General features: G+C 60.2%; 9 protein-coding genes. 5 read left to right on the top strand and 4 right to left on the bottom strand.

From position 1 onward, the window contains the following. Positions 1–1,446: acetate--CoA ligase (gene acs / locus AC1D35_RS23955; protein ID WP_477940337.1), on the top strand; the 1,446-nt coding region annotated here is incomplete at its 5' end. Positions 1,447–1,477: 31 nt separating this feature from the next. Here acs and AC1D35_RS23950 read toward each other — a convergent pair. After that, positions 1,478–1,921: a thermonuclease family protein gene (locus tag AC1D35_RS23950; protein WP_113310237.1), complete on the bottom strand. Its 444-nt coding sequence runs from the start codon at positions 1,919–1,921 to the stop codon at positions 1,478–1,480. 48 nt (positions 1,922–1,969) lie between these two features. Next, positions 1,970–2,194, bottom strand: coding sequence for a DUF1674 domain-containing protein (locus tag AC1D35_RS23945; RefSeq protein ID WP_113310236.1), 225 nt, complete (start codon positions 2,192–2,194; stop codon positions 1,970–1,972). 111 nt (positions 2,195–2,305) lie between these two features. On the opposite strand from AC1D35_RS23945, the gene htpX reads away from it, so the two are divergent. From htpX to purH, 4 genes are all read left to right on the top strand, one after another. Then, positions 2,306–3,268, top strand: a complete 963-nt coding sequence (gene htpX / locus AC1D35_RS23940) for a zinc metalloprotease HtpX (RefSeq protein ID WP_113310235.1) — start codon at positions 2,306–2,308, stop codon at positions 3,266–3,268. Beyond that, entirely contained in the window at positions 3,259–4,650 is a 1,392-nt protein-coding gene (locus AC1D35_RS23935) for an RsmB/NOP family class I SAM-dependent RNA methyltransferase (RefSeq protein ID WP_113300819.1), read from the top strand. The genes htpX and AC1D35_RS23935 overlap by 10 nt, the downstream gene beginning before the upstream one ends. 102 nt (positions 4,651–4,752) lie before the next feature. Continuing rightward, positions 4,753–6,420, top strand: a complete 1,668-nt coding sequence (locus AC1D35_RS23930; RefSeq protein WP_477940332.1) for a heparinase II/III family protein — start codon at positions 4,753–4,755, stop codon at positions 6,418–6,420. 195 nt (positions 6,421–6,615) lie between these two features. Continuing rightward, entirely contained in the window at positions 6,616–8,232 is a 1,617-nt protein-coding gene (gene purH / locus AC1D35_RS23925) for a bifunctional phosphoribosylaminoimidazolecarboxamide formyltransferase/IMP cyclohydrolase (protein WP_113310233.1), read from the top strand. A 44-nt stretch (positions 8,233–8,276) separates the two neighbouring features. Here purH and AC1D35_RS23920 read toward each other — a convergent pair whose 3' ends face one another. Then, a complete protein-coding gene (locus AC1D35_RS23920; protein WP_113310232.1) occupies positions 8,277–9,695 on the bottom strand; it encodes an MFS transporter in 1,419 nt (472 codons plus the stop codon). Then, the gene (locus AC1D35_RS23915) at positions 9,692–14,470 is read right to left on the bottom strand and encodes an NAD-glutamate dehydrogenase (RefSeq protein ID WP_477940330.1); all 4,779 of its coding nucleotides are present in this window, start codon (positions 14,468–14,470) and stop codon (positions 9,692–9,694) included. Before AC1D35_RS23915 ends, AC1D35_RS23920 begins: the two co-directional genes overlap by 4 nt. Between the last annotated feature and the right edge of the window lie 118 nt (positions 14,471–14,588).

Genomic DNA, 14,588 nt, shown 5'->3' with positions numbered 1-14,588 from the left:
GGGCGTATCGTCGACTGCGAGTCTACTTTCGTCATCACCTGCGACGAAGGCATTCGCGGCGGCAAGCCGGTGCCGCTGAAGGACAATACGGATACGGCTATCCACATCGCCGCCCGCCAGCACGTGACTGTCAACAAGGTGCTCGTCGTGCGCCGCACTGGCGGCAAGACCGGCTGGGCGCCGGGCCGCGATCTCTGGTACCATCAGGAAGTCGCCACAGTGAAGGCCGAGTGCCCGCCGGTGAAGATGAAGGCGGAAGATCCGCTCTTCATTCTCTATACGTCGGGCTCCACGGGCAAACCGAAGGGCGTGCTGCACACGACGGGCGGCTACCTTGTCTACGCGGCGATGACACACGAATATGTCTTCGACTAYCATCCSGGCGATATCTACTGGTGCACGGCCGACGTCGGCTGGGTGACMGGTCACTCCTATATCGTCTATGGACCGCTCGCGAACTGTGCCACCACGCTGATGTTCGAAGGTGTGCCTAACTTTCCGGATCAAGGCCGCTTCTGGGAAATCATCGACAAGCATAAGGTCAATATCTTCTACACGGCACCGACGGCGATCCGCTCGCTCATGGGYGCCGGCGACCACTTCGTCACYCGCTCTTCGCGCGAGAGCCTTCGCCTGCTCGGCACCGTCGGSGAGCCGATCAATCCRGAAGCCTGGGAATGGTATTATAATGTCGTTGGGGACAAGCGATCCCCAGTCATCGATACCTGGTGGCAAACGGAAACCGGTGGCCAYATGATCACGCCGCTGCCGGGCGCCACCGACCTGAAGCCCGGTTCGGCCACGAAGCCCTTCTTCGGCGTCAAGCCACAGCTTGTCGATAATGAGGGCAAGGTGCTCGAAGGTGCGGCTGACGGCAATCTCTGCATTACCGATAGCTGGCCGGGCCAGATGCGTACGGTTTACGGCGACCACGAGCGTTTCATCCAGACCTACTTCTCCACCTATAAGGGCAAGTATTTCACGGGTGATGGCTGCCGCCGCGACGAGGACGGATATTATTGGATCACCGGCCGCGTCGATGACGTTCTGAACGTTTCCGGCCATCGCCTGGGTACGGCGGAAGTCGAATCCGCCCTCGTCTCGCATAATCTCGTCTCGGAGGCCGCCGTCGTCGGCTATCCGCACCCGATCAAGGGCCAGGGCATCTATTGTTATGTTACGCTGATGGCCGGCAATGAGGGCACGGATGAACTGCGCCAGCAGCTCGTCAAACATGTGCGCGCGGAAATCGGCCCGATCGCAGCGCCCGACAAGATTCAGTTCGCGCCGGGGCTGCCGAAGACCCGTTCGGGCAAGATCATGCGGCGTATCCTGCGCAAGATCGCCGAGGATGATTTCGGCTCGCTTGGCGATACATCGACGCTCGCCGATCCGGCTGTCGTCGAAGACCTGATCGCCAACCGGCAGAACAAGGCCACCGCCTGAGTTAGAGGGCCGCTTCGGAAACGGAGCGGCCTTATTCTTCCGCGCAGGCAAGCTGCGGTTTACGACCGCCATCATAGGCGCGGACCAACCCTTCCGTCAGCAGGTCCTGTGCGGGGTTGCGCCCGTCCATCAATGTGACATTGGCGAGGATACGTCCGAAATATTTGTCGCCGCTGATCTCGGTCAATTTGATGTCGGCGATGCCTGATGTCATTTCTTCCAGAGCATGGTGCGCGTCGATGCCAGCTTTTCTGATCTCAGGGCATTTAGAATGCATTTCGGGCGCGTCGATGCCGCGGATGCGGACGTAGACTTCCATCGTCTGCTGTGGCCAGGGCGTTGCAGCGACCAGCAGCGTGTCTCCATCGACGATCCGGATAATCCTAGCCGAAACCGGCCCGTCGATCTCATCCCGCGCGGCGAAAGCCGGCACGGCGCCAATAAACAGTAGAAGAATCGGAATTAACTTGCACATGAAAGGAATAAATTCCGTTCATGCCGCGAAGTAAATAGGAATATTTACTTAGAAGTCGATTGCGCGCCCGTTGATTTCATAGTCGCCGAAACGTGAGGGTTCCGCGCCTCCCCGTCCACCGATCTCCGGCGGCAGTTCGGCAAGCTTAGCATTCTTGCGGCGTTCTTCGGCCTCGGCCAGGGCCCGTCGGGCAGGAGGAGAAAGCATCTTACGCGGCGGTTCGGAACCTTCAGGCGCCGGGGTTTCCACATTATCGTTATCGGCCGTCTGCATGCTGCACTCCCGCCTGAAAATATTGAAAATGGCTGGCGAATAACCAAATCATAGTGCGTCGGCGGCAGGATTTAAAGCAGCGCGCCGCAATCAAGGAGATGGAGACCTCTGATGAACCTCGTGCGTACTGCCATGTTGCTTGCCTTCATGACGGCGCTTTTCATGTTTGTAGGCTTTTTGATCGGTGGCCGAGGCGGCATGATGATCGCCTTTCTCATCGCTGCAGGCATGAATTTCTTCTCCTACTGGAATGCCGACCGGATGGTGTTGTCGGCCTATCGGGCTCAGGAGGTCGATGAGTGCAACGCCCCGGAATTCTACCGTATCGTGCGCGATCTCGCCCGTAATGCCGGCCTGCCAATGCCGAAGGTTTATCTCTATGACAGCCCTCAGCCGAATGCCTTTGCGACAGGCCGCAATCCGGAGAATGCCGCAGTTGCCGCTTCGACTGGCCTGCTCTCGGCCCTCTCCCCGCAAGAGGTTGCGGGCGTGATGGCGCATGAGCTCGCCCACGTCCAGAACCGCGATACGCTGACCATGACGATCACCGCCACGCTTGCCGGCGCGATCTCGATGCTCGGTAATTTCGCCTTCTTCTTTGGAGGCAATCGCGAAAACAACAACAATCCCCTGGGCTTCGTCGGCGTACTCGTCGCGATGATCGTTGCACCGCTTGCCGCCATGCTGGTGCAGATGGCGATCAGCCGGACGCGTGAATATTCGGCGGACAGGCGCGGCGCTGAAATCTGCGGCAACCCGCTGTGGCTGGCTTCCGCGCTCGGGAAGATCGCCCGCGGGGCGGCACATGTGCCGAACTATGATGCGGAGCGCAATCCGGCCACCGCACACATGTTCATCATCAATCCGCTTTCCGGCGAGCGCATGGACAACCTGTTCTCGACCCATCCGAACACTGAAAATCGTATCGCCGCCCTGCAGGAAATGGCGCAGGGAGGCTTCGACGTCTCGACGCCGCCGGTTCGCGCTGCTAATCCGACACGCAAATCGCGGTCGGTTCCGAATACGGGTTCCGGCGGCGGTGACTCGCAACCACCGAAGGGTCCGTGGTCTTGAATTCAGACGGCAAGAAGAAGCCAGCTCACAAACATAAACCTTCCGCAGAACGCTCGGCGTCGGCGCCGGTAAAACCCGGCCTGCCGGCGCGGGCCACTGCCGCCAAGATCCTTGCCGCCGTAGTCGACAAGAAATTGCCGCTCGATGGAGCGCTGGATCACGAACATGGAAATCCGGCTTACAAGGCGCTCATTGAAAGCGATCGTGCGCTGGTGCGCGCCATTCTGAACACCACACTCAGGCATCTGCCGCGCATCGATGCGGCCATTGCTTCGCTGCTCGAAACGCCGCTGCCAGAAGGTGCGCGCGCTTTGCATCATGTGCTTGCCGTCGGTGCTGCGCAGATTCTCTATCTCGACGTTCCCGATCATTCGGCCGTCGACCTTGCGGTCGAACAGGCCAATCAGGATCCGCGTAACCGCCGTTTCGCCAAGCTCGTCAATGCGATCCTGCGCCGTCTCGGCCGCGAGAAGGAGCAAATCCTTGCGGAGATTGCAGACATTCCGCCGATGCCATCCTGGTTTATCGAGCGGCTCACCAAGGCCTATGGGCGAGAAGCGGCGCTTGCCATTTCCGAATCGCAGCTCGAGCCCGCTGCCATCGATCTCACCGTGAAATCCGATGCTGCTGGCTGGGCGGAACGGCTGAATGGCGTCGTTCTTCCGACCGGCGGCGTGCGACTTGCCGCTTTCGAAGGCAGCATTCCTTCGCTCGCCGGTTTTGAAGATGGCGAATGGTGGGTTCAGGATGCCGCTGCCTGCATCCCTGCAAAGCTCTTCGGGGATCTCACCGGCAAACGGGTTGCCGATCTCTGCGCTGCGCCGGGCGGCAAGACCGCCCAGCTCATCCTTGCCGGCGGCAGAGTGACGGCAATCGACCAATCGGAAAACCGATTGAAGCGTTTGCGCTCCAATCTGGAACGGCTTGGCCTCGAAGCGGAAACGATTGCGGTGGATCTTACAAAATTTGAACCGTCCGAGCGTTTCGACGCGATCCTTCTCGACGCGCCCTGCTCATCGACGGGCACGACCCGCCGGCATCCCGATGTGCTCTGGACGAAAGGGGCCGAGGATATCACCAAGCTGGCTGCGCTGCAGGAACGTCTCCTGCGCCATGCGGTAACGTTGCTGAACCCCGGCGGATTGCTCGTCTTCTCCAATTGCTCGCTTGATCCGCAGGAAGGCGAGGAGGTCGTGGCGCGCGTTCTCGAAGATGTGAACGGCGTTGAACGTGTTCCGATCGATGCCGGAAAATGGCCTGATATGCGCCAGGCCATTACACCGGCGGGCGAGTTCCGCACGCTCCCTACAATGCTGGATATGCCTGATGGTTTTGCGTCGGGCCTGGACGGCTTCTACGCGGCGGTGCTCAGACGCATCTGAATGCTATTATATTCTTATTTCATCACAAAATAATACATCGTGGCTGGTGAAATCGCTTTTGATTCATCTATTCTTAACCACGAGGGTCAATAGACAATTGATATGCAGTCCGGTCGGCGTCTTGCGAGCATGTATGTTCGGGAAGCTTGGCGGCGCGGTACGCGCCGTGCCGCACTTCTGCGCTTGCGTTTCTTCCGCCATGCCATATCTGCGCCGGAACGCCTGATCGTCGCGCCGACGGATCTGAGAGGCGTCGATTCACACGYTGCCGAAGAAATCATGGATGGCCGGTTTCCGCTTGCCGGGCGTATGTTGGAAACCGGCGGGAAGTCCCCCTTCACGCTGACGCTTCCGTCGCGCGCTTTCGCGGTCAGGCTCCATAGCTTCGGCTGGCTGCGGCATATGCGAGCCAACAAGAGCGAGCGCGGTTCGGCTGTTGCCCGCGTGATCGTCGATAGTTGGCTCTCGATCCATGGGGGCCGCATCGAAGGCATCGCATGGGAAACCGACGTCGTCTCGCAGCGCGTCATTGCCTGGCTGGCGCACTCTCCGGTCGTCCTGCAGAATGCCGATCGTGGTTTCTATCGCCGCTTCATGAAGTCGCTCGCCTTTCATATCGGTTATCTGCGCCGCATGGCGCCCTATTCGACTGGTGAAGTCCGCTTCCGGCTCCGCATCGCGCTCGCGACGGCCTCTGTCGCCATGCCGGTGCGTGCCTCGACAGTGCGGCGGGCAGCTCAAGCACTCGACCGCGAATTCGATAACCAGATTCTGCCTGACGGAGGTCATATCTCCCGCAACCCGCGCATCGGGCTGGAACTGTTGCTTGACCTGCTGCCGCTCCGGCAGACCTATGTCAATCTCGGCCACGATCTGCCGCAGAAGCTGATTTCGGGCATCGACCGCATGTATCCTGCCCTGCGCTTCTTCCGGCATCAGGACGGCGATCTGTCGCTTTTCAACGGCGCCACCTCGACGCTGGCGGACGAACTGATGTCCGTGCTGCGATATGACGAGACCGCGGGCCAACCTTTCAAAGCGCTGCCGCATTCACGTTACCAGCGGCTTGCGGCCGGCAAGACAGTGATCATCGCCGATACCGGACCGCCCTCGCCCGGCTGCTTCAGAACAGCCCACGCAGGCAGTCTCTCCTTTGAAATGTCCTCCGGTCGCTACCGTTTCATCGTCAATTCAGGATCGCCAAAATTTGCCGGCCAGCGCTATGTCCAGATGGCCCGCACCACAGCCGCCCATTCCACCGTGGTTCTGAACGATACGTCCTCGAGCCGGTTTTCTCCCTCGGCCTTTTTGGCCCATATGATGACGGAGCCGGTGGAAACGGTCATCGCCGCGCGCGTGGAAACCGAGGATGGCCGTGAAGGCATCAAGGCTAGCCATGACGGCTATCTCGATGTTTTCGGCGTCGTTCATGAGCGGGAGCTGACACTGAATGCCGCCGGTTCCATCGTGACCGGCATGGACCGCTTCGTAGCTGATGACCGGTATCACAGCGAAGGTCCGCTGCGGGCGGTTGCCCGCTTCCACATCCACCCCGCCATCGTGCCGCGGCAGAACGATACGGAATCGGTGCTGCTGACGGCGCCGGATGGCGAAAGCTGGCTGTTTTCCTCTCCTGGCAATGAAGTGCTGATCGCGGAAGATATCTTCTTCGCCGATAGCGCCGGCATCAGCAGCTCGGACCAGATCGAGATAGACTTCGATCTGGCGGAGAAACCCGAAATTCGCTGGTTTTTATCGCGCAAGGGATAGAGCATTTCTGTTTTTCTTTGAATTACGGAAATCGTCTATCTCTTTGTCTTCATGCAATTCCATACGCAAAACCGCTACACAGTTTTGCTGGAATTGCTTGGTGACTGTTTGCGCCGGCTCCAAGCTGTGCTAACGCGGCCTCATCAAACATCCCTTGCCCGGATGTCTCCCGCGAAGCCCGAACGGAGAAGGTTCATGGCCGTCATTTCCAAGAAAATCCCTGCCCCTGACAAGGTCGAGATCAAGACCGCGCTGCTCTCTGTCTTCGACAAGGCCGGCATCATCGAACTTGCCCGCGCGCTTTCGGTGCGTGGCGTGCGCCTGCTGTCGACCGGCGGCACCTACAAGGCTATCGCGGCAGAAGGTCTTGCCGTGACCGATGTTTCCGAAGTGACGCAGTTTCCGGAAATCATGGATGGCCGCGTGAAGACCCTGCATCCCAAGGTGCATGGAGGCCTCTTGGCGATCCGCGACGATGCCGAACACCAGGAAGCCATGAAGACCCATGGGATCGACGGCATCGACCTGTTGGTCGTCAATCTCTATCCTTTCGAGGATGTGCGTGCGGCTGGCGGTGACTATCCGACGACGGTGGAGAATATCGATATCGGCGGCCCTGCAATGATCCGCGCTTCGGCGAAAAACCATGCCTATGTCACCGTCATTACCGACCCGGCAGACTATGCCGAGTTGACCGAGCAACTGTCGGCCGATGCCGGCAAGACGGTCTATGCCTTCCGTCAGCGCATGGCGGCCAAAGCCTATGCCCGCACCGCTGCCTATGACGCTGTCATCTCCAACTGGTTTGCCGAAGCGCTTTCCATTGATACGCCGCGCCACCGCACCATTGGTGGGGTCCTGAAGGAAGAAATGCGCTACGGTGAAAACCCGCACCAGAAGGCCGCCTTCTACGTGACGGGCGAAAAGCGTCCGGGCGTTTCGACAGCTGCCCTGCTGCAGGGCAAGCAGCTTTCTTATAACAACATCAACGATACCGATGCGGCCTATGAGCTCGTTGCCGAGTTCCTGCCGGAGAAGTCGCCGGCCTGTGCCATCATCAAGCACGCCAACCCCTGTGGTGTCGCGACCGGTTCGACGCTTCTGGAAGCCTACAAGCGTGCGCTTGCCTGCGATTCCGTTTCCGCTTTCGGCGGCATCATCGCGCTGAACCAGACGCTCGATGCAGCGACGGCTGAAGAAATCATCAAGCTCTTCACTGAGGTCATCATCGCCCCTGACGTCACCGAGGAAGCCAAGGCGATCGTCGCCCGCAAGCCGAACCTGCGCCTGCTCTCGGCCGGCGGCCTGCCGGATGCGCGTGCGGCCGGCATCACTGCCAAGACCGTTTCCGGCGGCCTGCTCGTCCAGAGCCGCGACAACGGCATGGTCGAGGATCTGGAACTGAAAATCGTCACCAAACGTGCCCCGACTGCCCAGGAGCTCGAAGACATGAAGTTCGCCTTCAAGGTCGGCAAGCATGTGAAGTCGAATGCCGTGGTCTATGCCAAGGGCGGCCAGACGGCAGGTATCGGCGCCGGTCAGATGAGCCGCGTCGATTCCGCCCGCATCGCGGCGCTCAAAGCTGAGGAAGCGGCCAAGGCGCTCGGCCTCGCCGTTCCGATGACGCATGGTTCGGCCGTCGCCTCCGAGGCTTTCCTGCCTTTCGCTGATGGCCTGCTGTCGATGATTGCCGCCGGCGCCACCGCCGTAATCCAGCCGGGCGGCTCGATGCGCGACCAGGAAGTCATCGATGCAGCAAACGAACACAATGTCGCGATGGTCTTTACCGGCATGCGCCATTTCCGCCACTGAAGCGAAGTAGCTGATACACCCCGGCCTCGCGGCCGGGGAATCCCCTAGGCGCGGTCCGCCGGATAAGGTGTCCGGACCAGCAGCACCAGGCCGCCGGCCAGGAACAGGATCAGCGTCGACATGCCGAGATGCGCTGATCCGGTCAAATAAGTCACGATCGAAAACAGCAGCGTCGCCATGAAGCTTGTGGCGCGGCCGGAGAGAGCATAGATGCCGAAATAGCGGCCGGCTTCCTCGATGCTGACGCTGCGGGCCAGATAGGAGCGCGACGAGGCCTGCACCGGTCCAAAGGCAAGGCCGATCAGCAGGCCGTAGAGGATGTAGGCCTTTTCCGCAGCCGTGCCGAATAGCCCGCCACTATCGGCAGCTGAAAGCGGCATCAATCCGAAGAAGGTGTAGCCGGGGCCGGTGGAGATGATGCCGATCGTGGCCAGCAACAGCATAGTGAGGCTGATGATGACGGTCGTCTTCGAGCCGATGCTCTTGTCGATGCGACCCGCAATCAGGCAGCCGAGGATCGCGACGATGTTGAGGACGATGCCGTAGATGCCGATCTCGATCGTCGCCCAGCCGAACATGCCTGCCGCGAAGGCGCCGCCGAGGATCAGCAGGCCGTTGACGCCATCCTGATAGATCATTCGGGCGATGAGGAAAGTCCGGATACTGCGGCGTGTCTTCAGCTCACCGAGCGTATTGCGCAATTCCTTGACGCCGAAGCGCACGGCGAAGCCGAAAGGCAGGCCTTTGCGGGCATCCGGCGTGAAGAAAAACATCGGCAGGATGAAGATCAGATACCAGACGGCTGAGATCGGCCCGGTGATGCGTGCGTCTTCGCCAGTGTGAGGATCGAGACCGAAGAGAGGATCGAGACCCAGAATGGTCTTGCCGCCTTCAAGGCTGCCGGCCAGCAGTGCCACGACAGCGATCAGCACAATCATGCCGCCGAGATAGCCGAGACCCCAGGCGGTGTTGGAAAGCCTGCCCACCTCATCCTTGCTGACAAGGCGGGGCATCATGGAATCGTTGAAGACGATCGAAAACTCCGCCGAAATCGAGGCGAGGATCATGAAGATGACGGGATATATGATCGGTGAACCGGGCGCCGCAAACCAGAGGCAGCAGAGGCTCACGATCTTGATGACGGCGAAGAAGGCGATCCAGGGTTTGCGTGCGCCGGACTGGTCGGCAATGGAGCCCAATACCGGAGACAGGATGGCGATGATAACAGAGGAGATCGTCGCCATATTGCTCCACATCGTCTGGGCGGCGACCGGATCGGTCGTCAGCCGCGAGACGAAGTAGGGACCGAAAATGAAGGTAGTCACCACGGTGAAGAAAGGCTGGGCCGCCCAATCGAAGAGCATCCAGCCCCATATGCCCTTCTCCGTGGCTTTCGGCGGCTGCGTTCCTGTCCAGTCAATGCGATTCAAGCGTCCGCTCCTTTTTGGGGCGGACTGTCTCATCTCGCCCGGTCGCGCGCAAGATCGGTCAGGATGCCTGCGGCAACAGTGATGCGTGCAAGATTCGGATCGGCGCCATCACTGAGGCTCGCAAGCTCCTCGACGATGCGGTTGATGCGCACCCTGTCCTGCGCATGCCAGGCCTGCACTGGCTGCTTTTCCTTGCCGTGATCGGAAAGCGCAGAGATCACGATATCGCGACGGGCGCTGGCGATCTGGTCGATGCTGCGGGCAAGCGCGAGGTTTTCATAGTGGTCCGACGTAATGATGCGGTTGCCCGCAGCAAGCAGCCGGCCGACGCGGAAGGTCCGGGTGACGGCAAAGTAGTTTTCGGCTGCACGCGGTAGCGCCTCGCCGGTCCGTTCAGCGATCTGCATTATTTCCGGCACGAGCGCGAGGGTCGGCAGGGCTGCAATTTCTGCAGCCAGTTTTTCCGGCAGGCCTGCCTGTTGGTACTCCTGCTGGCGCGCTGAGACTTCGGCTGCCGCTTGCTCCGCAAAGGCCGGTTTGAGCTTTTTCAGGGCAGCCTGCAGCCGGCTAATGATTTCAGCCATACCGTCTCGGGTCATGCCGGTCTTCAGCAGCAGACGCGTCAGCACGGTGAAGCTATTGGTGATTTCCTCGTAAGTCCGGTTCTGGACCTCGCCGGAAACCTTGTTGTCCAAGGCGTCGGTTTCGGCCCATAGCCGGTTGAGATCAAAGCCGTCACGGGCGACGATAGCAGCGCGGACGACCTCAGAGGCAGAGGCCGCTGTGGCATCAATCATGCTCACGGCAAAGCCCGGCCCGCCGCGGTTGATCGCCTCATTTGCGAGGACAGTCGCGACGATTTCCCGCTTCAGCCGGTGAGTGTCGATGTCGGATGCGTTCGACTTCTGCATCTTGGCCGGGAAGTAGTTGAAGAGCGTGCTGACGAAATAAGGGTCATCAGGCAATTCACTGGCGATCAGCGCGTCGAAGAGCACGATCTTGGCATAGGAGAGCAGCACGCCGATCTCGGGGCGCGTCAGCGGCCGTCCGGCCGTGTAACGTTCGGACAACGAGGCGTCGTCAGGAAGCGTCTCGACCTTGCGGTTCAGTTGTCCGGCCGCTTCCAGCACGCTCATGAAACGGCCGAGTTCCAGGCCGTTTGCCKTTCCCTTGCGGGATGTCAGCGAGATCGCCAGGGACTGCAGGTAGTTGTTGCGCAGCACGAGGCCGGCCACTTCATCGGTCATGCTGCCGAGAAGCTGGTCGCGCTTTGCCCGGCTGAGACGCTGTTCATGCATGGCGTTTGCCAGCGCGATCTTGATATTGACCTCGACGTCCGACGTGTTGACGCCGGCGGAGTTGTCGATAGCATCGGAATTGCTGCGTCCGCCCTTCAGGCCATAGGCAATGCGGCCCTTCTGCGTGACGCCCAGATTGGCGCCTTCGCCGATTACCTTGGCGCGCACTTCGTCGGCCGTAATGCGGATCGGATCGTTGGCGCGGTCACCCACTTCCGCATCGGTTTCCGACGCGGCCTTTACGTAAGTGCCGATGCCGCCAAACCAGAGCAGGTCGACCGGGCTCTTCAGGATCGCCGTCATGATCTCGAAGGGCGTGGCGACCGCCTTGTCGATGCCGATTGCCGCTACAGCCTCCGACGTCAGCGTAACCGACTTTGCCGAGCGCGAGATGATCATGGCGCCTTTCGAGAGCACGGACTTGTCAAAGTCCTGCCAGCTCGAGCGCGGAAGATTGAAGAGGCGCTGGCGCTCACGAAGCGTCTTTTCCATATCCGGGTCGGGGTCGATGACGATGTCGCGATGATCGAAAGCGGCGATCAGCCTGATCTTCGGCGAGAGCAGCATGCCGTTGCCGAAAACGTCACCCGACATGTCGCCAACACCGGAAACGGTAAAAGGCGTGGTCTGGATGTCGATGTCCACTTCGCGGAAGTGGCGCTTCACCGTTTCCCAGGCGCCACGGGCAGTGATGCCCATTTTCTTGTGGTCGTAACCGGCCGAACCACCCGAAGCGAAGGCGTCGTCCAGCCAGAAGCCCGCTTCCTGAGCAAGGGCATTGGCAGTGTCGGAAAAGGTTGCCGTACCCTTGTCGGCAGCGACGACGAAATAGGGGTCATCGCCATCGAGACGCACCGTATTATCAGGCGGGAGGATATCGGCGCCGGAAATGTTGTCAGTGATGGAAAGCAGCGTACGGATATAGGTCTTGTAGGCTTCCCTGCCTGCATTGAAGATCTCATCGCGGCTGCCACCGACCGGGAGTTTCTTGGGATAGAAACCACCTTTTGCGCCGACGGGCACGATTACGGCGTTCTTGACCTGCTGCGCCTTCACGAGACCCAGAACTTCGGTGCGGTAGTCCTCGGCGCGGTCCGACCAGCGCAGGCCGCCACGGGCGACGCGGCCGAAGCGCAGGTGCACCCCTTCTACTTCCACGCCGTAGACGAAGATTTCGCGGAAGGGCTTCGGTTCCGGCAGGCCATCCACCAAGTGCGGGTCAAGCTTGAAGGCGAGCATCGCCTTCGGTGTCCCATCGGCATTGCGCTGGAAATAATTGGTGCGCAGCGTTGCATCGACGATATTGACATAGCGGCGCAGGATACGGTCGTCATCCAGGCTCGGCACGTCGGCAAGCTCGGCTTCGATTGCCCGATGCAGTTCGGCGAGCTTTTTGATACGCGCCTTTTCCGACAGCTTCGTATCGAGGGTGTCGTRGAACAGGCGGAAGATAGAAGCGGCGATAACAGGATATTTGTCGAGGGTGGTTGCGATATAATCCTGCGAATAGGCGATGCCGGCCTGGCGCAGATAGCGCGCATAGGCGCGCAGCACACTAACCTCGCGGGCCGAGAGAGCGGCCGACAGGATCAGCCGGTTGAAGCTGTCATTGTCGATCGTGTCGCTGAAGGCTGCGACGAAGGCTTCTTCGAGCGGTGCGCCAAAACGTGCGAGGTCAATGTCCGCACCGCTGCGAGCCTCGAGTTCCATGTCGTGCAGCACGACGATGTTGATGGCGCTGTCGGTGGCCGGAATTTCGATATCGAAGGTCCGTTCGCTAAGGACGTTGAAGCCGAGGTTTTCGAGTAGAGGCACGCGGCGCGACAGCGGCAGCTGCTCGCCGCTATGGAAGATCTTCAGCGACAGGATACGGCCGCGTTCGTCGTCCTGGCGATAGTAGAATTCGATGCGGATCGGCTCGCCGGCGGCGCATGCGGCGATGTCGGGCAGATCGCCGACCGCTTCATCCGGCGTGAAGGCTTCCTGGAAAGCGTTGCTGACGCCGAGCTTCGGCGCCTTGGGGCCGGCGAGTATCTCGAAGCGGCTGTCCCAGCGCGCGGTGATCTGGCGGATCGTCTCCTCGAGCTTGGCCTGATGGATGCGCGGCGTCTTACCGCCCGAGCGGCCGATGATGAAATGCACGCGCGCCACACCGCCTTCCGGGAAGGCCGGATAATAGGCGGAAACACGGCCATCATAGACGGTTTTCAGATAGGCACCGATGCGTTCACGCACGATCGAGTCATATTCCTCGCGCGGTACGAAGATGATGACCGAGACGAAACGGTCGAAATGGTCGATGCGCGGCAGCACCCGCACGCGCGGGCGATCGGCGAGGTCATTGATCTGCTCTGCAAAGGTCGCGAGCAGCGGCGTATCGATCTGAAAGAGATCGTCACGCGGATAGGATTCCAGGGTGTTGTCGAGCATGCGGCCCGAGTGGCTCATCGGGTCGAAGCCGAAATGCTCCTTCACCTTTTCGATCTTGGACCGCAGCAACGGAATTTCGCTGGCAGAGGAAGTGTAAGCAGTCGAGGTGAACAGGCCGACGATGCGGAGTTCCCCCGTTACGTTGCCCTGTGCGTCGAAGCGTTTGACGCCGACATAATCCATGTAGGCGCGGCGATGGACCGTGGATTTCACGTTGGCTTTGGTGACGATCAGGAAATCGGGACCATCGAGGAAGGCGAGAATTTCGGGTGTCGTCGTCACGGCGTCCTTGCCGGTGCGCAGAACAAGAACCTCGGGGTTGGAGAGTATGCCGAGGCCTGTTCCCTTGTCGCGTTCGACCTTGGAATCGGGACCCTTGCCGGAATAGACGTAGTCGCGCATGCCCAGGAAGGTGAAGTTCTCGTCGTGCAGCCAGGTCAGGAAGGCGATCGCCTCGTCGCGGTCGGCTTTCTTGCGGCTGGCACTGTAATTCGAAAGCTCTGAAATCACCTCATCGACGCGGGCAAGCATCGGCTTCCAGTCGGAAACGGCAAGCTCTACCTGCTCGAGCACTGCCTTGATCCGCTTGATCAGGTCGCCGGCCTGGGAGGGGCTGAGCGGCGAAATGTGAAGCTGGATATGGCTCACCCGCTTTGCCGGATCGCTCGGCACATCGGCGGAATAGAGTTCCGGGGCCTTGTCTTCTTCCAGGATCAGGATCGGATGAACTGCCATGTAGATGTCGCGGTAGCTGCTGGTCACCTCGCCCATGACGGATTCGTAGAGGAAGGGCTTGTTGTGATCGGTCACCGAAAGGATGGAGATTGCGACGCCATCGGGGGTGACGTCGGCGACCGTGTCGATACTGACACGCGGCGTTTTGCCGTTCCAGGCGGTGAGCTCGGCTGCCGAGTGCACGGCGGAAAGCGCAAGCATTTCCGGTGTGTAGAGGTCGAGGTCGTCGCCGCTTGCGCGGCCAAAGAGGAATTCGGGATCGAGATGGGGCTCGCCGGTCGCGGCGGCGATCTTGCGCGCGCTCTCGATCTGCTTTTCCCGTTTCGGATTGTTTCTGGCGGCCATGGATCATCCCCCCGATTTGTTTTGATGTGGGCAAGTTAGCAGAAGGCTCTTCGAAAGAATCCTTAAAAGAGGGCTTCGAAAAGTAGTTTTCGTTCTTTTTTGACGGTGCTGATGAGAG

It is taken from the genome of Rhizobium sp. P1_E6, assembly GCF_056405875.1.
Note: the sequence above shows the minus strand (reverse complement) of the source record. Positions and strands in the feature narration are given on the sequence as shown.

Excerpts from the sequence above, each read along its gene's own strand:
- htpX (WP_113310235.1), top strand. The coding sequence starts at position 2,306 with ATGAACCTCGTGCGTACTGCCATGTTGCTTGCCTTCATGACGGCGCTT.
- AC1D35_RS23920 (WP_113310232.1), bottom strand. The coding sequence starts at position 9,695 with ATGAGACAGTCCGCCCCAAAAAGGAGCGGACGCTTGAATCGCATTGAC.
- purH (WP_113310233.1), top strand. The coding sequence starts at position 6,616 with ATGGCCGTCATTTCCAAGAAAATCCCTGCCCCTGACAAGGTCGAGATC.
- AC1D35_RS23945 (WP_113310236.1), bottom strand. The coding sequence starts at position 2,194 with ATGCAGACGGCCGATAACGATAATGTGGAAACCCCGGCGCCTGAAGGT.
- AC1D35_RS23950 (WP_113310237.1), bottom strand. The coding sequence starts at position 1,921 with ATGTGCAAGTTAATTCCGATTCTTCTACTGTTTATTGGCGCCGTGCCG.